Source organism: Asanoa ferruginea, from assembly GCF_003387075.1.
GTDB classification, from domain to species: Bacteria; Actinomycetota; Actinomycetes; order Mycobacteriales; family Micromonosporaceae; genus Asanoa; species Asanoa ferruginea.
In genome coordinates, this window is record NZ_QUMQ01000001.1 from 723,772 (window position 1) to 745,018 (window position 21,247).

At 69.0% G+C, this 21,247-nt stretch carries 25 protein-coding genes; 13 read left to right on the plus strand and 12 right to left on the minus strand.

Annotated elements, in window-relative coordinates:
* Nucleotides 1–5: 5 nt before the first annotated feature.
* A complete protein-coding gene (locus tag DFJ67_RS03595; protein WP_116066551.1) occupies nucleotides 6–1,133 on the minus strand; it encodes an SPFH domain-containing protein in 1,128 nt (375 codons plus the stop codon).
* Nucleotides 1,134–1,146: 13 nt separating this feature from the next.
* A complete protein-coding gene (locus DFJ67_RS03600) occupies nucleotides 1,147–1,374 on the minus strand; it encodes an NfeD C-terminal domain-containing protein (RefSeq protein ID WP_116066552.1) in 228 nt (75 codons plus the stop codon).
* Nucleotides 1,375–1,537: 163 nt separating this feature from the next.
* On the opposite strand from DFJ67_RS03600, the gene DFJ67_RS03605 reads away from it, so the two are divergent.
* On the plus strand, nucleotides 1,538–2,296 hold the full coding sequence (locus DFJ67_RS03605) for an NAD(P)H-binding protein (RefSeq protein WP_116066553.1): 759 nt from the start codon (nucleotides 1,538–1,540) through the stop codon (nucleotides 2,294–2,296).
* 34 nt (nucleotides 2,297–2,330) lie between these two features.
* Here DFJ67_RS03605 and DFJ67_RS03610 read toward each other — a convergent pair whose 3' ends face one another.
* Complete coding sequence (locus DFJ67_RS03610) at nucleotides 2,331–3,113, minus strand: hypothetical protein (RefSeq protein ID WP_116066554.1); 783 nt, start codon at nucleotides 3,111–3,113, stop codon at nucleotides 2,331–2,333.
* A 155-nt stretch (nucleotides 3,114–3,268) separates the two neighbouring features.
* Here DFJ67_RS03610 and DFJ67_RS03615 point away from each other — a divergent pair, with 155 nt between their 5' ends.
* Genes DFJ67_RS03615 through DFJ67_RS03630 form a run of 4 tightly spaced genes read left to right on the plus strand, consistent with a single transcriptional unit; the run spans nucleotide 3,269 to nucleotide 7,370 of the window.
* Entirely contained in the window at nucleotides 3,269–4,891 is a 1,623-nt protein-coding gene (locus tag DFJ67_RS03615) for an AfsR/SARP family transcriptional regulator (RefSeq protein WP_170215733.1), read from the plus strand.
* A 40-nt stretch (nucleotides 4,892–4,931) separates the two neighbouring features.
* Nucleotides 4,932–5,351, plus strand: coding sequence for a YciI family protein (locus DFJ67_RS03620; protein WP_116066556.1), 420 nt, complete (start codon nucleotides 4,932–4,934; stop codon nucleotides 5,349–5,351).
* Nucleotides 5,351–6,616, plus strand: coding sequence for an RNA polymerase sigma factor (locus DFJ67_RS03625; RefSeq protein ID WP_203783024.1), 1,266 nt, complete (start codon nucleotides 5,351–5,353; stop codon nucleotides 6,614–6,616). Before DFJ67_RS03620 ends, DFJ67_RS03625 begins: the two co-directional genes overlap by 1 nt.
* 10 nt (nucleotides 6,617–6,626) lie before the next feature.
* Entirely contained in the window at nucleotides 6,627–7,370 is a 744-nt protein-coding gene (locus DFJ67_RS03630; protein ID WP_116066557.1) for an LLM class flavin-dependent oxidoreductase, read from the plus strand.
* Here DFJ67_RS03630 and nudC read toward each other — a convergent pair.
* Nucleotides 7,367–8,251 (minus strand): NAD(+) diphosphatase, encoded by an 885-nt coding sequence (nudC, locus tag DFJ67_RS03635; RefSeq protein ID WP_116066558.1) that lies wholly within the window; start codon nucleotides 8,249–8,251, stop codon nucleotides 7,367–7,369. The genes DFJ67_RS03630 and nudC overlap by 4 nt on opposite strands.
* Before the next feature lie 103 nt (nucleotides 8,252–8,354).
* Here nudC and DFJ67_RS03640 point away from each other — a divergent pair, with 103 nt between their 5' ends.
* Genes DFJ67_RS03640 through DFJ67_RS03655 form a run of 4 tightly spaced genes read left to right on the plus strand, consistent with a single transcriptional unit; the run spans nucleotide 8,355 to nucleotide 11,433 of the window.
* Entirely contained in the window at nucleotides 8,355–9,329 is a 975-nt protein-coding gene (locus tag DFJ67_RS03640; protein WP_116066559.1) for an ABC transporter ATP-binding protein, read from the plus strand.
* A complete protein-coding gene (locus tag DFJ67_RS03645; RefSeq protein ID WP_116066560.1) occupies nucleotides 9,326–10,099 on the plus strand; it encodes an ABC transporter permease in 774 nt (257 codons plus the stop codon). Before DFJ67_RS03640 ends, DFJ67_RS03645 begins: the two co-directional genes overlap by 4 nt.
* Nucleotides 10,051–10,884: an ABC transporter permease gene (locus DFJ67_RS03650; RefSeq protein ID WP_116066561.1), complete on the plus strand. Its 834-nt coding sequence runs from the start codon at nucleotides 10,051–10,053 to the stop codon at nucleotides 10,882–10,884. The genes DFJ67_RS03645 and DFJ67_RS03650 overlap by 49 nt, the downstream gene beginning before the upstream one ends.
* A gap of 21 nt (nucleotides 10,885–10,905) precedes the next feature.
* Nucleotides 10,906–11,433, plus strand: coding sequence for a hypothetical protein (locus DFJ67_RS03655; RefSeq protein WP_147315409.1), 528 nt, complete (start codon nucleotides 10,906–10,908; stop codon nucleotides 11,431–11,433).
* Between the two features lie 80 nt (nucleotides 11,434–11,513).
* Here DFJ67_RS03655 and DFJ67_RS03660 read toward each other — a convergent pair whose 3' ends face one another.
* Complete coding sequence (locus DFJ67_RS03660) at nucleotides 11,514–12,275, minus strand: Rossmann-fold NAD(P)-binding domain-containing protein (RefSeq protein WP_116066563.1); 762 nt, start codon at nucleotides 12,273–12,275, stop codon at nucleotides 11,514–11,516.
* Nucleotides 12,276–12,324: 49 nt separating this feature from the next.
* Between DFJ67_RS03660 and DFJ67_RS03665 the strand changes: the two genes are divergently transcribed.
* A complete protein-coding gene (locus DFJ67_RS03665; RefSeq protein WP_203783022.1) occupies nucleotides 12,325–12,672 on the plus strand; it encodes a winged helix-turn-helix transcriptional regulator in 348 nt (115 codons plus the stop codon).
* On the opposite strand, the gene DFJ67_RS03670 is transcribed toward DFJ67_RS03665, so the two are convergent.
* From DFJ67_RS03670 to DFJ67_RS03680, 3 genes are read right to left on the minus strand one after another with little or no spacing between them, the layout of a single operon-like run.
* Complete coding sequence (locus DFJ67_RS03670; RefSeq protein WP_116066565.1) at nucleotides 12,614–13,162, minus strand: hypothetical protein; 549 nt, start codon at nucleotides 13,160–13,162, stop codon at nucleotides 12,614–12,616. The genes DFJ67_RS03665 and DFJ67_RS03670 overlap by 59 nt on opposite strands.
* A gap of 9 nt (nucleotides 13,163–13,171) precedes the next feature.
* A complete protein-coding gene (locus tag DFJ67_RS03675) occupies nucleotides 13,172–14,005 on the minus strand; it encodes an SDR family NAD(P)-dependent oxidoreductase (RefSeq protein ID WP_116066566.1) in 834 nt (277 codons plus the stop codon).
* Nucleotides 14,002–14,337 carry a nuclear transport factor 2 family protein gene (locus DFJ67_RS03680; RefSeq protein ID WP_116066567.1) on the minus strand — a complete coding sequence of 112 codons (336 nt, stop codon included), beginning with the start codon at nucleotides 14,335–14,337 and terminating at the stop codon, nucleotides 14,002–14,004. Before DFJ67_RS03680 ends, DFJ67_RS03675 begins: the two co-directional genes overlap by 4 nt.
* Nucleotides 14,338–14,385: 48 nt before the next feature.
* Between DFJ67_RS03680 and DFJ67_RS03685 the strand changes: the two genes are divergently transcribed.
* Nucleotides 14,386–15,195, plus strand: coding sequence for a MerR family transcriptional regulator (locus DFJ67_RS03685; RefSeq protein WP_116066568.1), 810 nt, complete (start codon nucleotides 14,386–14,388; stop codon nucleotides 15,193–15,195).
* Nucleotides 15,196–15,300: 105 nt separating this feature from the next.
* Here DFJ67_RS03685 and DFJ67_RS03690 read toward each other — a convergent pair whose 3' ends face one another.
* Together DFJ67_RS03690 and DFJ67_RS03695 are read right to left on the minus strand one after the other, a co-directional pair.
* Nucleotides 15,301–16,392, minus strand: a complete 1,092-nt coding sequence (locus DFJ67_RS03690) for an ABC transporter permease (RefSeq protein WP_116066569.1) — start codon at nucleotides 16,390–16,392, stop codon at nucleotides 15,301–15,303.
* A complete protein-coding gene (locus DFJ67_RS03695) occupies nucleotides 16,389–17,282 on the minus strand; it encodes an ABC transporter ATP-binding protein (RefSeq protein WP_116066570.1) in 894 nt (297 codons plus the stop codon). Before DFJ67_RS03695 ends, DFJ67_RS03690 begins: the two co-directional genes overlap by 4 nt.
* Nucleotides 17,283–17,688: 406 nt before the next feature.
* Between DFJ67_RS03695 and DFJ67_RS03700 the strand changes: the two genes are divergently transcribed.
* Both DFJ67_RS03700 and DFJ67_RS03705 read left to right on the plus strand, forming a co-directional pair.
* Nucleotides 17,689–18,573 (plus strand): HAD family hydrolase, encoded by an 885-nt coding sequence (locus tag DFJ67_RS03700; protein WP_116066571.1) that lies wholly within the window; start codon nucleotides 17,689–17,691, stop codon nucleotides 18,571–18,573.
* 3 nt (nucleotides 18,574–18,576) lie between these two features.
* Nucleotides 18,577–19,086: a hypothetical protein gene (locus tag DFJ67_RS03705; RefSeq protein WP_116066572.1), complete on the plus strand. Its 510-nt coding sequence runs from the start codon at nucleotides 18,577–18,579 to the stop codon at nucleotides 19,084–19,086.
* A 44-nt stretch (nucleotides 19,087–19,130) separates the two neighbouring features.
* Here DFJ67_RS03705 and DFJ67_RS03710 read toward each other — a convergent pair whose 3' ends face one another.
* Together DFJ67_RS03710 and DFJ67_RS03715 are read right to left on the minus strand one after the other, a co-directional pair.
* Nucleotides 19,131–19,793 carry a response regulator gene (locus DFJ67_RS03710; protein ID WP_116066573.1) on the minus strand — a complete coding sequence of 221 codons (663 nt, stop codon included), beginning with the start codon at nucleotides 19,791–19,793 and terminating at the stop codon, nucleotides 19,131–19,133.
* A 127-nt stretch (nucleotides 19,794–19,920) separates the two neighbouring features.
* A complete protein-coding gene (locus DFJ67_RS03715; protein WP_239096942.1) occupies nucleotides 19,921–21,207 on the minus strand; it encodes a sensor histidine kinase in 1,287 nt (428 codons plus the stop codon).
* Between the last annotated feature and the right edge of the window lie 40 nt (nucleotides 21,208–21,247).

Here is a 21,247-nt window from a genome sequence, read left to right on the forward strand (position 1 = left end):
GCTACCTACGCTTCGCGCTGGGCGGCGATCACCGGCGGGGCTGCCGACGGCGACGCGTCCATTCCCTTGCGCACGGTGTCCAACAGCGCCATCCCCTGGGCAGCCAGGGACGCCACCACGCTGTTGAGGCCCTCCGCTCCATTGAGGACCGTCAAGTTGGCGCCCTGCAATCCTTGCGCCGCTGCCCGCAACAACTCCGGAAGCTGCTGGATGACGAGCTGGTCCAGGGCGATCCGATCCGAAGCCGCAGCCGCCTCCGCGGACAGCTTCGTCGCGTCGGCCTGTGCCCGGGCCAGCGTGGTGATCCGCTCGGCCTCGGCCTGCGCCGGACGAACCACCTCGGCCACCAGCTCAGCCTGCCGCAACTCGGCGTTCTTCTGCGCCACCAGCGCCCGCTCGACGAGCACGCTCTGCTGCGCCTGGGCCGCCGCCAGCGGGCCGGCCTGTGCCGCCGTCTGCTGCGCCTGGTCGATCTCCGCCTGATAGTGCGCCTGCGCGATCGCGGTCTGCCGCGCGTACTCCGCCTGGTTGCGCACGCTTTCCTGCTGTGCCATCGCGCTGGCCTGGTCGGCGATCGCCTGCGCCACCTTGGCTTCCTGGTTTACCCGGGCCTGGTGCGGCGCCGCCAGTGCCCGGATATAACCGGCGCCCTTGTCGTCGATGCTGCTGATCTGGAGCGAGTCGATGTCGAGGCCGATCCGCGCCATCTCCGTCTTGCTGGCATCCACGATCGCGTCGGCCAGGGTCTGCTGCTCGCGGATGATCGCCTCGACCGTCATGCTGCCGATGATGCTGCGCAGGTGGCCGCTGAAGATGCGGCCGACCAGGACCGGCATCTGCGACTGGTCGCCCTGGAAACGGCGGGCCGCCGCCGCGATCGACTCGTGGTCGTCGCCGACCTTGAAGGCGATCACGGACCGTACGCCCAAGGTCAGGCCCTGTTGGGTGTAGCAGTCCTCCTCGACCTCGGCCTCCTGCATCGCCAGGGTCAGGCGGGTGGCCTTGGAGAAGATCGGGACGACGAAGGTGCCGTGACCCGTGACGATCTTGAACGGTAGGGCGTCCGCGCCGCGTTGTTTGCGGCCGCTGATCAGGAGCGCCTCGTTGGGTGCTGGCACCCGGTAACCGAACATTGCTGCGCCTCTTTCATGGTGTGTGCTGTGGCGTCGGTGACCACGGTTCGACATCCACCTGGCGCGCGCCGCGGTAGTGGATGACGAGCACATGAGCGCCGATGGCAATCGGCTCGACGGCGTATGCGAGGTAGTGATGGGGGACGCCCTGGACCTTGACCCGGATCTCGCCGGCCCGGTCGCCGCCGCGGACCGCGGTGACCACCACGCCGATCTTGCCGACCAGTGCCTGACCGCGCACTACCGCTCCCTACCGTCGTCTCGTCGCGCTGGGTCGCGCGTCAAGACCTCTGCAATCCCCGATTGTGCACCCGCGCGCACAACCGGTGTGTCCCCCGGTCAGGCATGTCCGGGCGACGCCCGGCAAGATCAGCCCTGAGGTGCGGAAAGAGCGGGGAGAAGCGATGAAGATCGCAGTGACCGGGGGTACGGGACGGCTCGGCGGCCGGGTCGTGGAGTTGTTGACGGCGGCGGGCGGACCCGAGGTGGTCGCCCTCAACAGCCGGACCGCGGCGTACGACGATCCCGCGGCGCTGCTGGCCGCCTTCTCCGGTGTGGACACACTCGTCTTCGTGTCCAGTGACGGCGAGGCGGCCCGGGTGGTCGTGCACCACCGCAACGTGCTCGACGCGGCGACGGCCGCCGGCGTCGGGCACGTCGTGCTGCTCAGCGGCCTCGACGTCGCGCTCGACTCGCCGTTCTGTTACGCGTTCACCAACGGCGACACGGAGCGCATGCTGCGGGCGAGCGGGCTCGCGTACTCCATCGTTCGGGCGGGTCTGTTCGCCGAGTTCTTCCTCGGCCTGGTGCGCGGCGCCGGCGACCAGGTCGCGCTGCCGGCCGCCGACGCGCGGGTCTCGCTGGTCGCCCGCGACGACGTGGCGCGCTGCCTGGCGGCGTTGGCGCTGGGCACGCCCACCAACCGGGAGCACGACGTGACCGGGCCGGAGAGCCTGACCGTTGCCGAGGTCGTCGCCAAGGCGGGATTCGCACACGCCGAGACCAGCGTCGCCGAGTTCGGGGCGACGCTGGCCAGGGGAGGCGAGGAGCCGTGGTGGGTCTACGCCTACTGCTCGATGTTCGAGTCGATCCGGCAGGGCCGGTGGGAGCGCGTGTCAGACGCCGTCACCGCGCTCACCGGCCGGCCGGCCCGCCCGGTCTGACCCCCGATTGTCACCGGACCGGGCGGGCCACACCTCAGCTGTTGAGCAGTTCGTAGGCCGCCGCCGGGGCCTCCTGGCTCGCGCTGGCGGCCGGTGCCTTCACCTCGGGCGCGCTGCCGTATTTGCTGTATGTCGCATGATGCGTAAACGGTTTTACCTTGGCGTACCCCGGCACCTTGATGTCGATCGTCGCCAGCCGGCCCGCGTCGTCGAGCGTCGCCGTGAACGGGACCGCCTTGGCCTTGGCACCCAGCGCCTTGATGCCCTCGTCGTCGACGATCTGCGCTTCCGCCGCCTTGGTGAGGTCGAGGGTGCCGGCGAACGTGCCGGGCTTGTCCTCCGTCACCTTGACGATCGCGTCGAACAGCGCGGCGGCCGCGACCGGGTCGGGGTCCTCGAGGTTGGTGAACGGGTCTTCGTCGACCTTCGACTTGTCGACCTTCAACCACTTCTTCGGCAGTTGCGGCAATCCGGGGATCTTCTTGTCAAAGCTGATCTTGACCCACTCGTCCTTCTCGACCAGGAGGAAGGACATGGTCAGGGTGAAACCCACCTCCGGCTCCTTGTACGCGGTCGTCATGCTGATTCGCTGGCTCTTCGGATCGACCACCCCGCTGGTGCTGCTCGCACCGTCCTTGAAGGAGAACGCGTACCGGCCGGCCGACCCGTCGGGGACCGCCGCCGCCAGCTTCTCCTGCGCGGACGGTGGCGCGGTGGTCACCGGGGCGGATGCCGCCTCGCTACCCAGTGCCCCGCAGCCGGCGAGCAGTGCGGTCGCCGTGCCCGCGACGAGGGCGGTGATGATGCGTCGTCTCATTGCGATTCTCTCCGTCGGTCGAGGTGTCACGGCGGAGATGCTGGGGGAACCCGCTGCCGTACCGATGCCGTTATGCTGCGGTGCACTGCCGAGCGGCTGCCGTGCACGCGAGACCAGGCGTTATCCGAGGTCAGCGAGGGGCGAGGGGAAAGGGTTTGCCGCATCGCTTCGAGATCCTCGGGCCGATCCGGGTCGTCGACGACGACCAGGAGATCGACCTGGGCCCCGGCAAACAGCGCGCCGTGCTCGCGGTGTTGTTGCTCAACGCCAACAAGCCCGTCCCGACGGCGCAGATCGTCGACGCGGTCTGGCAGGACGAACCACCGGAAAACGGCGCCAACGTCGTCCAGAAATACATCGCCGGCCTGCGCCGGGCGCTGGAGCCCGAGCGGTCGCCGCGTACCCCTGGTCAGTTGCTGGCGTTGACCGAGGCCGGCTACCTCGCGCGGGTGCCCGACAACGGCCTGGACATCGACCTCTTTCACGATTGTGTACGCGCCGCGCGCGCCAGCCAGGCCGCCGGCCAGCTCGACGAGGCGGCCGCCGAGCTGCGCGCCGCGTTGGCGCTCTGGCAGGGCGAGGCCCTGGCCGGCCTGTCCGGCGGCTACTTCACGGCGGCGCGCGAGCGCCTCGGCGACGCCCGGTGCGCGGCCTACGAGACGCTGGGTGAGGTCGAGCTGGCCCGGGGGCGGCACGCCAGCCTGGTGCCCGAGCTGGTCCGGCTGGTCGCCGAGTTCCCGCTGCGCGAGCAGTTGCGCTACCAGTTGATCCTCGCGCTCTACCGGAGCGGCCGGCAGGCCGAGGCGCTGGCGGCGTTCCGCACGGCCCGCGAGTTCCTGGCCGACGAGTTCGGCGTCGACCCCGGCAGCCAGCTCCAGGAGCTGCACCGGCGGATGCTGCGGTCGGATCCTTCGCTGCTTCTCACGCCCGTGGCGGCGGAAGCGGCCGCGCTACCGCACCCGCGCGTGCCCACGGCCGCGCCGCCTGTACCGCTCATGGCGCCCGCGCCGCCCATGGCACCCGTGTCACCTGTTTCGCCCGTGCCGATGCCGCCTGCCGGCCTGCCGTTGGCGCTGGGGCCGGGGCCCGGGCTGGGCCAGCGGGGGTGGCGGTGGGGTGACTCGCCGCCCAACTGGGTGCGGCTCTGTGCGGTGCTGGCGACGCTGGCCGGCGCCGGACTGGTGACCTGGCTCGTCATCGGCGCGTACGCGGTGAATCGGCGCAGCCGGATCCTCGGTCTGATCGCCTTCGCCTACCTGGGGCTCGGCGCCGTCAGTTGCGCGATCGTCGACGCCACGGCCGACGACCCCAACGCCGGCGGCTACGCCATCGGGATGTGGTTCTTCGCGTGGTTCGGCGGCGCCGTGCACGTAGCGGTGCTCAACTTCCTGCCCAAGCGCGGCCGCGACGACGACCTCGAGCGCCGGGTCAAGCGGGAGCAGGCACGCCAGTTGCTCCAGCACCATCCGGCACTCGCGCACCAGCTCGGCGTCGGTCGACCCGACCTGCCCGGCCACTTCGACGACGGCGGGCTGGTCGACGTCAACGCCGTTCCCGAGCCGGTCCTCGCGACGCTGCCCGGCGTCGGGCCGCAGCGGGCCTGGGCGATCGCCGTCGACCGGTCCCGGCGCGGCCCGTTCGGCACGGTCGACGACCTGGCGGCCCGCGGCCTGGTCGAACCGCGCGATCTCGACCGCCTGCGCGAGATCATCATCTGCGGGCAAACTTTTTCCGGCCACCGTGTCGATCCGGTGCCGGGCCACTCGACCTTGGCGTGAAAGGGTCGAGAAACGGCCCAGCTTCACGAGGAGAACCACGATGGCCAAGTACATGCTGATCATGCGCGGCACCGACGAGACCGGCGCCAAGATGATGGAGACCCCGTTCGAGGAGATGCTCGAGACGATGGGCCGTCTCAACGAAGAGATGATCAAGGCGGGCGTGCTCGTCGCGGCCGAGGGCCTGGACGACCCGTCGCAGGGCGTGGTGGTCGACTACGACGGCGAGGTGCCGGTCGTCACCGACGGCCCCTACGGCGAGACCAAGGAACTGTTCGGCGGGTTCTGGATGCTCGACGTGGCGTCGAAGGACGAGGCCGTCGAGTGGGCCAAGCGGCTGCCGGCCTTCCCCGGCGCGAAGTGTGAGATCCGCCGGGTGCCCACCATCGACGAGTTCCCGCAGGACAACGAGTGGGTCGTCAAGGAGCGGGCCTGGCGCGAGCGCACCGGCCAGCTCTGATGGCCGAGGCCACCGGTGGCCCGCCGACCGCCGAATCGGCGCGGCGGGCCGTCGAGGCCGTGTGGCGGATCGAGTCGGCCCGCATCGTCGCCGCGCTGGCCCGCTACACGGGTGACTTCGAACTCGCCGAAGACGTCGCCCAGGAGGCGGTGGCGGAGGCACTGGTCAGTTGGTCCCGCGACGGCACACCGGACTCGCCGGTCGGCTGGCTGCTGGCCACCGCGCGGCGGCGGGCGATCGACACGTTCCGCCGCCGGGCGGCGCTCGACGACCGCTACGCCACGCTGGCGTTGGCCACACCCGCGTCCGAAGAACTCCCGTGGGACCCGGACCGGGTCGACGACGACATCCTCGCGCTGATGTTCGTGGCCTGCCATCCGGTGCTCTCGCCGGAGGCCCGGGTGGCGCTGACCCTGCGTACGGTCGGCGGCCTGTCGAGCGAGGAGATCGCCCGCGCGTTCCTGGTGCCGGTGCCGACGATCCAGGCCCGGATCACGAGGGCCAAGAAGACCATCGCCGCCGCGGGGGTGCCCTTCGAACTCCCACCGGCGTCCGACCGCCGCACCCGCCTCGGCGGCGTGCTGAGCGTGCTCTACGTGATCTTCACGGAAGGCTCGACGGCGACGGCCGGCGACCGCCTGCTGCGCACCGACCTGGCCTACGAGGCTATCCGGCTGACCCGCATGCTGGCCGCGCTGCTGCCCGACGAGCCGGAGGTGTTCGGCCTGCTCGCGCTCTGCGAGCTGACGGCCGCGCGCTTCCCCGCGCGCACCGGCCCCGACGGCGAGGCGGTCCTGCTGGAAGACCAGGACCGGCGGCTGTGGGACCGCTCGGCGATCCGGCGCGGTGGCGCGGCGATGACCCGGGCGTCGTCGCTCGGCCGCGGCCTCGGTCCGTATGGGCTACAGGCCGCGATCGCCGCCTGCCACGCGTCGGCGGCGTCGGTCACGGAGACGGACTGGGACCGGATTGTGGTCCTTTACGAGGCCCTCGGCCGGGTCGCGCCGTCACCGATCGTCGAGCTCAACCGCGCGGTCGCGGTGGCGATGGCGTCGGGGCCGGGTCCGGCGCTGTCTATTGTGGATGAGCTGGTGGCGACGGACCGGCTGTCGGGCTCACACCTGTTGCCGAGCGTACGCGGCGAGTTGCTGACCCGACTCGGCCGCAACACGGAGGCCCGCGCCGAGTTGGAACTGGCCGCCCGGCTGTGCGGCAACACCCGCGAGCGCTCGGTGCTCCTCCGCAAGGCCGCCGCGTTGTCATAGAGTTCCGCGCATGGGTCTGAAGTTCGCCGTCGGGTTGCCCACCGTCGGCGAGTTCGGCGACGTCGGCGTCCTGACCGACCTCGCGGTCAGCGCCGAGCAACAGGGCTGGGACGGCGTGCAACTCTGGGACCACCTGCTGTTCGACGAGCCCGGCTGGCCGGTCGCCAGTTCCACCGTCGCGGCCGCGGCCATCGCGGCTCGGACCTCACGCATCCGGATCATCCTGACCGTGGTGCTGCCGCGGCGGCAGGTGCAAGACGTCGCCCAGGACACCGCGGCCATCGCGGCGCTCTCCGGTGGGCGGCTGACCGTGCTCGCCATCATCGGATCATTGGATCGGGAGTACGCCGCCTTCGGGCTCGATCCCGACCTGCGGGCCCGGGGACGGGCGCTCGACGAACGGCTGGACACATTGACGCGGCTCTGGTCGCAGTGGGGTGTCGACCCGATCCCGATCTGGTGCGGTGGCCAGTGGCCGCGGCGGGTCGGGCTGCGCCGGGCCGCCCGCTTCGACGGCGCGCTGCCGACCTTCGCCGGCCACTACACCCGCAACCCGCCGGTCGCCGACGTCACCGCCGCCGCGTCGTTCATCCGCGGGCTCTCCGCCGGTCGCCCCGACATCGCGATCGAGGGAGCGACCACAGCGGGCGAGGGCATCGGACCCTACGCGGACACCGGCATCACCTGGTGGGTGGAAGCGTTGGGCTGGTGGCGTGCCGACAGTGCCGCACGCATCAGGCAGGGACCGCCCTAGTCGAGGCCGGCCCACGAACGCAGCAGCCAGCCGCCGATCGAGTCGGGCGGGCCGGATCCCGGGCCGTTGACGATCCGCTCGACGACCTCGGCGCGGGTAAACCAGCGGGCCTCCACCAGTTCCGACCCGTCCACCGTGACCTGCTCGTCGGTGGCCTGCGCGACGAAGCCGATCATCAGCCCGGCCGGGAACGGCCAGCCCTGCGAACCCCGGTAGGTCACCTCCCCGAGCGTGACGCCGGCCTCTTCGCGGATCTCGCGGCGCACCGCGCCCTCCAGGCTCTCGCCGATCTCGACGAACCCGGCCAGCAGGGCGAAGCCGTCGGGTCCCGCACCCTGATGGCGGGCGAGCAGACAGCGCGGCTGCGGATCGGGGCTCTCGACCAGCGCGATCACCGCGGGCTCGATCCGCGGGAAATGCAGCCGGTCACACGCCGGGCAGAGCCGGAGATGGCCGGCGTGCGCGGTCTCGGTCGCCCCGCCGCACGATCCGCAGAAGCGTGCGTTGCGATTCCAGAAGAGCAACCCGCGGGCGTACGCCAATGTCGCCAATTCCGTTCCTGGCAACGAATTCACGAGCCCGCGCAGGTCGGCACTCTCCTCCGCGCCGGCGAGGCGCAACGCCTCCTCCTCCGTGACGTCACTGAGGTCGGCGGCAAAGACCGCGGTGCTGAGCAGCACCGTCTGGCTCGCCGCCGCCAGCACGGCCTTGGCTAGCGGGCCAGTGAGCGTTCGTGGCGTGCCGGCGGCCGACATGAGCGGCCGATCGCGCCACATCGGTAGGACGCGGGTGTCGGCCCGACCCAACTGTGAGTCGACCCAGGCCGGATCCGTGCGCAAGCTCGCGGCCCGGTCGCCCGGTGTCGCTGAGTAGGCCAACATGTCTCGGATCTTGCGCCTCACCGCACAGGATCGCCAATTCGGGGTGGCGCGAAGTCGGTTCATGTAGGAGCCTCGGGTAGCCAACGGACGGGGATGATGCACGATGGCCGCACCGGTGATCGAGGTCGATGGGCTGGCCCGCACTTTTCGCAGCAGGAAAGGTCTCTTTCGCCGGCCCGGCAAGGAGATCGAGGCCGTCAAGGGCGTGAGCTTCACGGTCGAGCGCGGCGAGCTCTTCGGTCTGCTCGGGCCCAATGGCGCGGGCAAGACGACGACCATCAAGATGCTGATCACGTTGCTGTTGCCGACCGCGGGCCGGGCACAGGTGCTCGGCCACGACGTTGTCGCCGACGCGCGCGACCTCCGCCGGAAGGTCGGTTATGTCTTCGGTGGCGATCGTGGCCTCTACGAGCGGTTGTCCGGGCTCGACAACCTGCGCTACTTCGCCGAGCTTTACGGCGTGCCACCGCGGGAGTCCAAGCAACGCGTCGCCGAGCTGCTCGACCTGGTCGGGCTGACCGGCCGGGAGAAGGAGCGGGTCGAGGGCTACTCGCGCGGCATGCGGCAACGGCTGCACATCGCCCGCGGCCTGTTGCACCGGCCCGAGGTGCTGTTTCTCGACGAGCCCAGCATCGGCATCGACCCGGTCGGCGCGCGGGAACTGCGGGCAACGGTCAAGAATTTGGTCGAGACGGGCACGACGGTCCTGCTCACCACTCACTACATGTTCGAGGCCGACGAGCTGTGCGACCGCATCGCGGTGATCGCCCAGGGCCGGATCGTCGCGCTCGACACCCCACACGACCTCAAGCAGCAGGTGACCACCGGCACGGTCCTCGAGATCGAGGTCTTCGGTCTGCCCGACGGCCTGGTGGAGAAGGTGCGGGCCGAGCAAGACGTGCAGTCGGTCATGGTCGACGTGCGGGGCCAGGCCGAGGTGCTGGCCGTGCACGCCCGGCCGGGCACCGACGTGACCCAGACGGTGATGCGCCACCTCGACGGCAGCCGGTTCGGTCGCGTGATCACCCGGGAGCCCACGCTCGAAGACGCCTACATCGAGCTGGTGAACGCCGCGTGAGGGTGTTCCGCCTGGTGGGCGTGGCCTGGTGGCTACAGCTCAAGATACGCAGCCGGTCGGCCTTCGACGGGCTGCTGTCGCTGCTCTATCCGGCGTTCTTCGCCACCACGATCTTCATGATGTTCAAGCAGGGCGGCGCGGCCGGGCCGGCGTTGCTGTCGGCGGCGGTGGGGTCCAGCGCGATGGGCATCTGGTCGGCGGTGAGCACGACCGCCGCGTTCGCGTTGCAGACCGAGCGCCGCCAGGGCACGTTGGAGCTGCTGGTGCTGGCGCCGCAGCCGTTCGCGCTGCTGCTGGTGCCGCTGACCCTGTCGATGGCGACGATCGGCGCCTACAGCATGGCGGCGACGCTGCTCTGGGGCCGGCTCGCCTTCGGCATCAAGCTCGCGATCGCCGACCCGCTGGTCTTCGTGGTCGCCGTGGTCGTCACCGTGTTCTCGATCGCGATGCTCGGCATGCTCATCGCCATCTCGTCGATCCGCTACCGCTTCGCCTGGGCGCTCGGCTCGGCGATCGAGATGCCGGTCTGGCTGATCTGCGGGTTCCTGGTCGCGCTGAGCGACCTGCCGGCGTGGGTGCGCCCGTTGTCGTCGGTGCTGGCACCCACGTGGGGCGTCGCCGCGATGCGCGCGGCGGCCACCGGCGAGAGCCCGTGGGCCGACCTCGGCTGGTGCCTGCTGACCGCCGCGAGCTATGGCCTGATCGCGACGGTGGTCTCCCGATGGATGGTGCACTCCGCCCGCGCCAACGCGACCCTGGCGCTGAGCTGATGACCAACCTGCGGATCTTCTTCGTCGGCGGGCTGACCAGCTATCGCGCCCTCTTCGGCTGGCTGTCGCCGTGGATTCTCATCCCCACCTTCCTCTTCACGCCGCTGTTCCAGATCCTGCTGTTCGTCTTCATCGGACGCACGGCGGGCGTGAGCGACGACCGCTTCTTCCTGATCGGCAACGCGGTGGTCAACGCCGCCATCCCCTGCCTGTTCGCGATGGGCAACACGATCGGCGGCGAACGCAACGCCGGCACGCTGCCCCTGCTGATCGCGTCGCCGGCCAGCCGCGTGCCGCTGTTCCTCGGCCGCGCCCTGCCGGTGATCCTCAACGGCTTCCTGGTCGCCGTCTTCGCCCTGGTGGTCGGCAGCCTGCTGCTCCGGGTCGACATCCCACCGGCCACCTGGGGCGGCATCGCAATCGCGATCGCCGCGTGCTCGGTCTCGTGCACAGGACTGGGGCTGCTGGGGGCCGCGATCGCCTTACGCGTACGCGAAACCGCGGTCCTGTCCAACATCGTGCTCGGCATCCTGATCGTCTTCGCCGGCGTGAACGTGCCGATCAGTGCGATGCCCGGCTGGATGCAGGGCGTGGCCGGCTGGCTGCCGATGACCCACGGCATCGAGGCCACCCACGACCTGGCCGCCGGCCATCGTCTGGGCGAGGTCGGCGGGGCGCTGCTGACCGAGTTGGCGCTGGGCGCCTTCTACGCGCTGCTCGGGTTGACGTTGCTGCGCTGGCTCGAGTGGGAAAGCCGGGCCAAAGCCACCCTGGACACCGCTTGACCTAAGGGGACAATGATCGCCGTGGCTGAATTCGATATCAGTTTGCGCGGATACGACCGAGCGACAATCGACGACCTCGTGCACGAGGTCGAGGCGGCGGCCGGCGATCCGGTCCGGATCGCCGCGGCAGTCAGGGCGGCCGGTGAGCCAACCGTCGCGCTGCGCGGCTACGACCGCGTGCAGGTCGACGCCTGGCTGGCAGAGCGCGGCGGGACCCTAGCCGGCGCCGGCGGCGGCCGCGGTCGCGGCGGCGGTGCCGTCGACGGTGGCCGTGCCGCTGGCGCTGGCACTGCCGCTAGTGGCGGCGCTGGCGGAGATGCTCCCAGGCTGATGGTCGTCTTGCGTGGCTATCGCATCGCGGAGACCGACGCGCTGTTCGCGACGATCGGCGCCGCGCTCAACGGCGACGACCCGTTCCGCCGGGCCGAGGCGCTGCGGGCGATCCACGAGGCGCGGCTGCCGGTCGTGTTCCGGGGCTACGACCGCGGCACGATCGACACTCTCCTCGAACGAGCCGCCCGCGACCTAAGCGGCGGTCAGGTCCACTAACGGTTGGTAGAGCCCTCTCACCGCCGCGGTGCCCGAGGTCGGGCCAGCGGTCAGGTCCGCTGGCGGCTGGTGGAGCCGTTTCACTGCCGCGGTGTCGAGGTCGGGCCAGCGGTCAGATCCGCCAGGAGTGTGTAGAGCCGCCTCGCTGCGGCGGGGTAGAACTCGGGCCGGTCGAGGCGGACCGGTCGGCCGCGGCGCAGTGCGGTCAGTGGCGCGGTCGGTGGTTGGGCCAGCAGGGTGACCAGGCGGCCCGCGGCCTTGTCGGTCGACTCGGCGAAGAGGGCGGCGGCTGCCCCCGTGATGGCTCGGGCGGGCTGGCGGAGCTGGCGGTGCATGCCGCTGTTGACGAACAGCGGGTTGTAGAGGACGTAGCGGATCGGCCCGCCGTGCGCGGCGAACCCGACGCCGAGCAGGTCGTTGGCCCGGGCGCCCTGCATGGTGGCCTCGAACATGCGGTAGCCGCTTTCCAACTGGAGGTCGTTCCAGTGGATCCGGCCGGCCTTGATGCCACCGGTGCCGCTGAGGTTGAGGATGATCGGCGTTTCGGCCCGCTCGAGCGCGGGCCGCAGGCGTTCGGCGAGCAGGTAGCGGCTGAGCACGTACAACGCGAAGGTCTGCTCGAAGCCCTCCGCCGTGACGACGCGGCGCTGGTCGAACCGCCCGGCCGCCAACACCAACACGTCGATCTTCGCGGGCAGCCGCTCGGCCAGCGCGCGCGTCTCCCGGATCGAGCTCAGATCGGCGTCGGCGCTGCCGATCGCGATTACGTTGTCCCCGGCCAGCCTGCTGGCGAGTGCCCCGCCGATGCCACGGGTCCCGCCGGTGATCACCACTGTGCGCATACGGTTGATGGTGGGTTTCCGCCCCTCCCCGCCGAAAGAAGGCACATTGATGTCACCGGTCCTGCCGCTTCCCGTGACCCTGGCCGACCGCGCGTCGTGCGCGGCGACCGACATCCTGCGGCGCGTCGGCGAGAAGTGGAGCGTGCTGATCCTCGCCCTGCTCGCCGACCGCGCTTACGGTTTCAACGAACTCGACCGCACGGTGCACGGGCTGAGCCGGCGCATCCTCACCCGCACCTTGCGGGCCCTCGAAAGCGATGGGTTGGTCAGCCGCAGGGAGACGCCGGAGCGGGTCGAATACGCGCTCACCGACCTGGGCCGGTCGCTGCTCCCGCTGATCATCGCGATCGGTGAATGGGCGGTCGAACACGCCTCCGAGATCTCAGCGGCCCGATGAGGACGACTCCGGGGTAGCTCTTCAGGTTCGGATAGGGCCACCGGTAGTAGCAGTCCCAGTAGCTCACCGCACGTTGATAGGTGAGGTCGATGAAAGCCGGATTCGCGGCGGCGAACCGGCGGTAGCCGCGCAGGTCGGTGAGCGACCGCTGGATCAGCTCGACGATCTCGACGACATACTCGCCGACGAGGTGGACGACGAACGGTGCGATCCACGGCTCGGTGCGGGTCATGATCTCGGCGAGATGCCGCTCCCGCACGCGCCCGTCGTGGTGCCTCGTGTAGAGGCAGTGCAGCATCGTCTGCTCGATCGGTCGCAGCGCCGCCCATACCTCGGGCGGCGGCTCGTCGGCATAGATGCGGTCGGGCACGACCATCGGCTCGCCGTCGACGACGACTTCGAACGACCCAAGCGCGGAACGATCACTGGGCAACGCCGCCGTGACCGCAGCCGCGTGTTCGTCAAGCGACGCCGGGAACCTGACCAGCATCGGCCCAGATTAGGCCGGGTAGTCCGCTCCGCGGGAGAGGGTTTCGGAGGCGCGGACGTCGGCCAGCGCGTCGTCCAGGGTCGCGGTGACCACGTCGAAGGCGCCGCTGCCGAGGACCAGGCGCTTCGGTGGCGGATCCTGGGCCATGGCGGCAATGACCGCGCGGGCGCCGCGCTCCGGGTCGCCCGGCTGGTTGCCGTGTTGGTCGACCATCGCGCCGCGTACCTCGTCCAGCATCGGCTTGTAGTCCACAATGGTCTCCCCGACGGGCTCGTCGGCGAAGCCGGCGTACGCCGCCGTGCGGAACGCGCCTGGCTCGACCGCCAGCACCCGGATCCCGAGCGGTTCGACCTCGTTGCGGAGCACCTCGGTGATCGCCTCGATCGCGTGTTTCGCCGCGCTGTAGTAGCCGAACCCGGTCACCCCACGCAGCCCCGCCACCGACGACATGTTGACGACCCAACCGTTGCCGCGGGCGCGCATGCCGGGCAGCACCTCGCGCAGCACGGTCAGCACCGCGAAGAAGTTCAGCTCGAACAGGCTCCGCACGGCGTCGTCGGCCATCCCCTCGACCGAGCCATACCAGCCCCGGCCGGCGTTGTTGACCAGCACGTCGATGCCGCCGAAGTGGTCCTCCGCCGTGCGGACCGCGGACCGGACCTGTTCCGGGTCGGTCACGTCGAGCGGCAGCACCAGCGCGCGATCGGTCGTGGCCGCCCAGGCGCGCAACGGCTCGACCCGCCGGGCGGTCAGCACGACCCGGTCGCCGGCTTCGAGTGCCGCCTGCGCGTAGGCCATGCCGAATCCGCCCGGCGTTCCGCCGGTGATGAACCAGGTCCTCACGGCTCGCACACCAACTGGCTGATCTTGCCGCCGTCGAGGGTGAACCGATAGTGCAGGTCGACGACCCCGCTAGGAAAATTCCCTTCGAGATGTTGGAGTACGTCGTAGTGGTGCGAATCGGCCATCGTGACACCGGTGACCGCTGAGGTGTAGGTGAATTCGCTCGCCGGGCCCACCAGCCAGGCCCGGATCTCGTCGGCACCGTGGTAGGTCTTGCCTTGATCGGTGACACTCGCCTCGTCCGTGAGGAAACCCAGCGCGACGTCGGTCTCGCGGGCGTCCAGCGCGGTGACGAAGTCGGTGATCACCTTCGGTAGCTCAGTTGCGTTCATTTACCCACCGTCCACCCTCCCGCGGGGAGAGGGTCCAGACTTGGTGGCGTGCATTCTGGTCTGACTATCGGAGAGTTCGCCGCGCTGACCCATCTGAGCGTGCGGACGCTCCGCCGCTACCACGAGGCGGGCCTGCTGGAGCCGGCGACGGTCGACACGTTCACCGGCTACCGCTACTACTCGGCCGAGCAGATCCCGCCGGCGCAGGTGATCCACCGGCTGCGCCAACTCGACGTACCCCTGGCCGAAGTGAAGTCGATCCTCGCCACCGACGACCCTGGGCGGCGCGCGGACCTGATCACCGGCCACCTGCGCCGCCTCGAAGAGGAGCTGGACCGCACCCGGTCGGCCGTCGTCTCGTTGCGGCAACTCCTGCGCCCGGAGCCGGCCGATCTCCAGGTCGAGCTGCGGTCGGTGCCGGGGCGCACGGTCGCGGCGATCGGTGACCGGATGGCGCTCGACGGGGTGGTCGCCTGGTATGACGCCGCGATGGCGGAGCTGGACGCGGCCTATCCCCCGGCCGAACGCACCGGACCGCCCGGCGGCCGCTATGCCAACGAGCTGTTCGCCGACGGCGCCGGCTCGGTGACCGTCTACCGGCCGGTGCGCGACCCGCGGGCGGCCGGCCGGATCGAGGTGGTCGAGCTGCCGGCCGTCGACCTCGCTATCACTGTCCACTCTGGAAATCACGACGGCATCGACGTCAGCTATGGCCGGCTCGGCGCCTGGGTCGTCGCGCACGCGCTGGCCGTCGACGGGCCCATCTACGAGACCTATGTGGTCGGTCCGCGCGACACCGACGTGGAAAGCCAGTGGCGCACCGAGATCGGCTGGCCGGTCTTCCGCCTCAGCGCGTGAAGCGCGGTGCGGCGCGGGAGCGAACTCCCGCGCCGTACCCGTTTCCGGCTCGGTGCGTGAGGGCGGCACGACGCGGGAACGGACTCCCGCGCCGTACCCCCAATGTCAGTTGTTGAGGTCCGCCAACCGCCGGCTTTCCTTGTCGCGGAAGGCGGCGCCGAACGAGGTCTTGCCGTTGGTGCGCAACAGCGAGCCCTCGTAGACCCGGGCACCGACCGCGATCAGCGCCGCTGCCGCGAGCACCATGACGCCCAGCGACAGGAACGGTTCCCAGCCCGCCGCGTCGCCGGTGAAGAGCCGCACCGGCATCGCCGTCGGCGCCGAGAACGGGATGTAGGACAGCAGCGTCATCACCGGTTTGTTGTCGCTCAGGAAGATCACCAGGAAGAACGGCACCATCACCACGAGTTGCATCGGCATCGAGACGCCGTTGAGGTCTTCGACGCGGTTGACCAACGCGCCCATCGCCGCCCACAGCGCCGCGAGCATCACGAAGCCGACCACGAAGAACGGGATGAACCAACCGATCGACGGGCCGATCAGCGACAGCAACTCGCCGTTGTCGCTCAGTTGCGTGCCGGCGATCGTGACGACCGCGATCAGCGCGATCTGGGCCAGCGCGAGGATGCCGCCGGCGACCACCTTGCCGACCAGCAACGCCCGGGTCGGCACGCTGGCCACCAGGATCTCGACGATCCGGGTCTGCTTCTCCTCCACGACGCTCTGCGCGATCTGCAGGCCGAACGTCAATGAGGTGAAGAAGAAGACGAGCGCGAAGCCGAACGGCACGAGGTAGGCCAGCAGCGGGTCGAGCGCGTCGGGGTTGAGCAGCCGCACCGTGGGCTCGACGCTGAGCGCGCTGACCACGTCGCTCGGCGCTTCGTCCATGGCCAGCACCGACGGGTCGCCGCCCCCCGTCACCACCGCGGCGTCCACGTCACCGTCGCGCACGGCCTGCTCGGCGGCCGCATTGTCGGCGACCTGACGCACCTCGAGCCCGTGGTCGCGCAGCGTGGTCGCCGTGGCGGCGTCGGCAACCGCGACGCTGGACGCCCCGCCGCCGAGCACCGCCGGCAACACGGTGCCGCCGATGGCGAAAAGCAGGAAGAAAATCGTACTGATGAGGAAGGTCTTGTCTTTGATCTTGACTTTGAGCTCGCGGGCGGCGATCAGGCGGATCGCGGACGACGTGTTCATCGGGCAACCTCACGGAAGATCTCGGCGAGCGACGGGGTGACCGGACCGAACGACCGCACCGCCCCGCGCTCCAGCGCCGCACGCAGCACAGCCTGGTCGTCGGCATCGGCGGCAAGGTCGAAGACCGCGCGCGCCCCATCGAGGTCGACCAGCGACACGCCAGGCTGGTCACGCAGCCAGCCGGCGTCGCCGGCAACGACAATCGAGAATCGATTCTGCGTGTACGCATCGCGCAAACTATCGCGGCTACCCGCGGCCCGGATCGAACCGTCGGCGATGATGACGAGGTCGTCGCAGAGCCGCTCGACGACGTCGAGTTGGTGGCTGGAGAAGAGCACGGGAACACCGCGGTGGGTACGCTCCCGCAGCACCGTGACGACGGTGTCGACGGCCATCGGGTCGAGCCCGGAGAACGGCTCGTCGAGCACCAGCACATCCGGGTCGTGCACGAGGGCGGCAGCGATCTGCGCGCGCTGCTGGTTGCCGAGCGAGAGGTTCTCGACGGGGTCATCGGCCCGCTCGCCGAGGCTCAGCCACTCGAGCAACTCGTTGACGTTACGCCGCACCGTGTCCAGGCTCAGGCCGTGCAACCGTCCAAGGTAGACAAGCTGGTCGCGTACGGTCATCTTGGGGTAGAGACCCCGCTCCTCCGGCATGTAGCCGAACCGCCGCCGATCCTCCCGGGTGAGCCGCGACCCCTGCCAGGTCACCTCCCCCGAGTCGGGCGCGAGCACACCCAGAATGATCCGCATACTGGTCGTCTTGCCGGCCCCGTTGGCACCGACAAACCCGGTCATCCGCCCGGCCGTGACATCGAACGTCACGTCGCGCAGCACCCGGCGGTCGCCGAAGCTCCGGTTGATCGCTTCGAGATGAAGCACCTTCGTCATGCCTATCAGGCTACGAACGGGCGGTTTCGCCGTCGTCCGGCGCGAGATCGAGTGCCGATCTCCCCCGCGCGACGGACCCAGGTCCCCCAAGCGGGTACGAGAGCGTCCGGTTGTCGAGCGATGCGTGGTCAAGCGTTTGCTCGCGCGCGACGGATCTTGGTCAATGTTCGTAGGTCGGTCGTATCTGGCATAACCACCCTCGCCTTGGGCCGGGTGCTGCACAACCCCGCTCGATTCACGACATCGCGCAGCCGATTCAACCTGGAGGCAGCCCTGCGCACACACCCGGTCTGCATGCACCGAGTCCCGACCCACGCCGCGTGGTCCCCCAGAACAGGTCAAACTGGCACGACAGCGATAAATGGCTCGGCCGCGATCTGTCATACCCGGCCAGTAGGTTGTCACCATGCCAGATGAGAAGGCCCCAACAAGGATCACCCTGGTCGTCACCGACCTTGACAACACTCTTTGGGACTGGCTGGAGACCTGGTACGCATCCTTCAACGCGCTGCTCCAGTATCTGGTCGCTGAGACCGGACTGAGTCAGCAGGTGCTCGAAGGAGAGATAAGGACGATTCACCAGCGCCGGGGCACCTCCGAGTATTCGTATCTACTGAATGAAATACCTTCCCTACAGCGTCTACACCCCGACGAAGATCTGGCCACAAGATTCCAAGATGGAATCCATCGTTACCGATTAGCACGAAAAGCCACCTCCAAGCTGTATCCAGGCGTAATAGAAACGCTCAAGAGTCTCAAGGAAAGAGGTGTGACCATTATTGGTTACACCGAATCATTGGCTTACCACTCTGCGAGCCGGATCAAGAAGTTCGGACTCGACGGGATAATCGATACCCTTTATTCTCCGCGTGATCACGACCTACCCAACGGCGTCACATCCGCGACCCTGAGAAGCCAACCTAGCGAGTATTACGAGTTGCGGATAACGAAGCACAAGCACACCGCAAAAGGCGTCCTCAAACCGGACCCAAGCGTCCTGACGGCAATCATCCAAGAAGCTGGAACACCGCCAGAGCAGGTCGTCTATATCGGGGACAGCCTAATGAAAGATGTAGCCATGGCGCAGGCCGTTGACGTCAACGACGTCTGGGCGCGATACGGCGTAGCCCATCACCGAGCGGAATATGATCTGCTTCGCAGGGTGTCGCACTGGTCAGACGACGATGTCGAACGGGAGAGGCGAATCGCGCGCGGCACGCTCATCACACCTACGCACACTCTCAATTGCGGAATGGGCGAGCTTCTTTCCATCTTCAAATTTGGAGCTTGAGGAATGGAGGATAAAGACACACTCAATGGTTACCTGGAGCTATGGAAACAATCTGTCGAAGTACAGAAACATTTCAACGACATCGAGCTGAGAATTCGGAGCTTGGCACTCACCGTTGTGACGTTCGCTCTCGGCGGCGCAACGTTGGCAATTAAGGACGACCGAAGCTCAGTTTTATTCGGAGTCGAGATTCATTTGGCTTCCGCCATACTCTTCGCGGGATTTGTGGTCTGGGTGGCGTTCTACTTCGTAGATCAAGTTTGGTACCACCGACTCCTGGTGGGTGCAGTACTACATGCCGAAGCACTCGAACGAATCATCGATCAATACCTCCCTGGCGCAGGACTTACTGCATCCATAAGCAAGAACAGCGCGTACTCGTTTAAAGTCCGCGTCGGTCGCACTTCGAAGGTATTCACCATCAGGTCGCGTCAAAAGATCCAGATTTTCTACACCACAGTATCGGCTGTTCTTCTACTCCTAGCATTGGTAATTCAGCTAGGTACCAAATAAACAGTCGTCATCCCTTTAGCCGACATAGTTGCGCACCGTTTGTCCTAGCCGCCGGGGGTTACGACGCCTTGTTCGTAGGCGAAGACGACCGCCTGGGTGCGGTCACGGAGGCCGAGCTTGGTCAGCACCCGACTGACGTGGGTTTTGACCGTGGCCTCGCCGAGGTGCATAGACGCAGCGATCTCGGCGTTGGTGGCGCCGCTGGCCATCGCGACGAGCACTTCGCGCTCGCGGGCGGTGAGCTCCGCGAGTTGGGCGCCGCTCGTGCGCGGCGTGCCGCCCGGGCGGGCGAACGTGGCGATCACCCGGCGGGTGATCTCAGGCGCGAGCAGGGCGTCTCCACGGGCCAGAACGCGGACGGCATCGATCAGGTCCTCCGGAGTGCCGTTCTTGAGGAGGAACCCGCTCGCACCCGCCTCCAGGGCGGCGAAGAGGTAGTCGTCGCGGTCGAAGGTGGTCAGGATCAGGATGGCCGGCCCGTCGGGCGTGGCTGTGATCTGCCGCGTGGCGGCTAGACCGTCGAGGCCAGGCATCTCGACGTCCATCAGGACGACATCCGGCCGCAGCGACCCGACCAGCCGAACCGCTTGGGCGCCGTCAGAGGCCTCACCAACCACCTCGAAGTCATCTTCGGTTTCGAGGATCACCCGGAACCCGGCACGGACCAGGTGGTGGTCGTCGGCGAGCAGAACCCGGATCGCGCTCATGCCGCGACCACCGGTGCGGGGGCCATGGCTGCGCCGGGCATTCCTCGACGAACCGCCACGGCCGCGGCTGGGCCCGGCACACCGCAACCAGCCACAAGGTCCGTGGCAGCGGGGCTCCAGGACTCGGTCATGCCTCCACCGCCACGCGGGTCAGGGGGAAGCGGGCCCGAACCCGGAACCCACGACGGCCCGGGCCGTCGACGACCGGACCGGTCTCCAGCACGCCGTCGTGGGCTGCCACCCGCTCGCGCATCCCGATCAGGCCCATCCCGCCAACCCGCTGGCTGGCCACGACCGAACGCCCGTCGTCGGTCACGTCTACTTCCACCTCGGTGGCCAGATAGCGGATCCGCACGTCGACGGTGGCCGCGCCGGCGTGTTTCAGGGTGTTGGTTAGGGCTTCCTGGACTATCCGGTAGATCGCCTGGGACAAGGATTCCGGGAGCGGTGCGGGGTCACCGTAGACGCCGAGTTTCGTGGTCAAGCCCGCCTCGCGGGCGTTGGTCAACAGCTCGTCCAGGCGGTCTACGCCGCCGCCGGCCGCACCAGGGGCGTCGCCCGATTGGCGGAGCAGGCTCAGCATGCGGCGTAGTTCGTCGACGGCCGTGCGGGCGCTCTGCTCGACCGACTCCAGGGCCGCGCGGGCCTTTGCCGGGTCTTTGTCGAGCACTCGGCGGCCCGCCGAGGCCTGGACGCCCATCACCGAGACGTGGTGGGCGACCACATCGTGCAGCTCGCGCGCGATCCGCAAGCGCTCGTCGGCGACTGCCAGCTCGCGTGCCTCGGCCTGCGACTCGCGGAGTTGCTCGGCCTGGAGCGCCAACTGGTGCTCGCGGCGGGCCGACGTCCACGACATCTGGCCGAAGAAGTAGGCGAAACCGAAGATCAACGCGTTGAGCAGCACCCCGTTGATCGCGATCGCCACCAGGGGCGACATGACGCCCGAGGCCTGTGCGAAGTGTGGGGCGTTGGTGTCGGCGCCTGGCAGGTAAATGATCATGTTGATGAAGAGCCACGCGAACATCGCCGCGGTGATGCCGATGCGGATCCAGTTGGCCTGCCGCCGGTCGCGGCCCCAGGCGCCGACCGTGTAGATCACCGCGAACAGGATGCCGGACGCGAGTTGCTGCTCGGGTGCGGCGCGAGCCTGCGCGGCGATGAACGCCGCTGAGACGAAGATGGCCACCGTGCCGGGCCAACGGCGCCGCCAGCACAGCGGTAGCGCGATCGCCACCGTCCAGGCCACCTGCTCCGGCACCGATGGCGGCGTGCCCATCAGCAGCGCACCGCTCGAGGTGGTCAGCGCCAGGTTGAGCAGCGCGAGCGCGGTGGCCGCCAGCCCGATGAACACGTCGATGCGGCGCTGCACCGGGGTCGGGCCCGGGCGACGCCAGAAGTCGAGGGACGCGGTCACGGGAGCCAGTGTAGGGAAGGGGTCCGTCAGAACCCCTTCC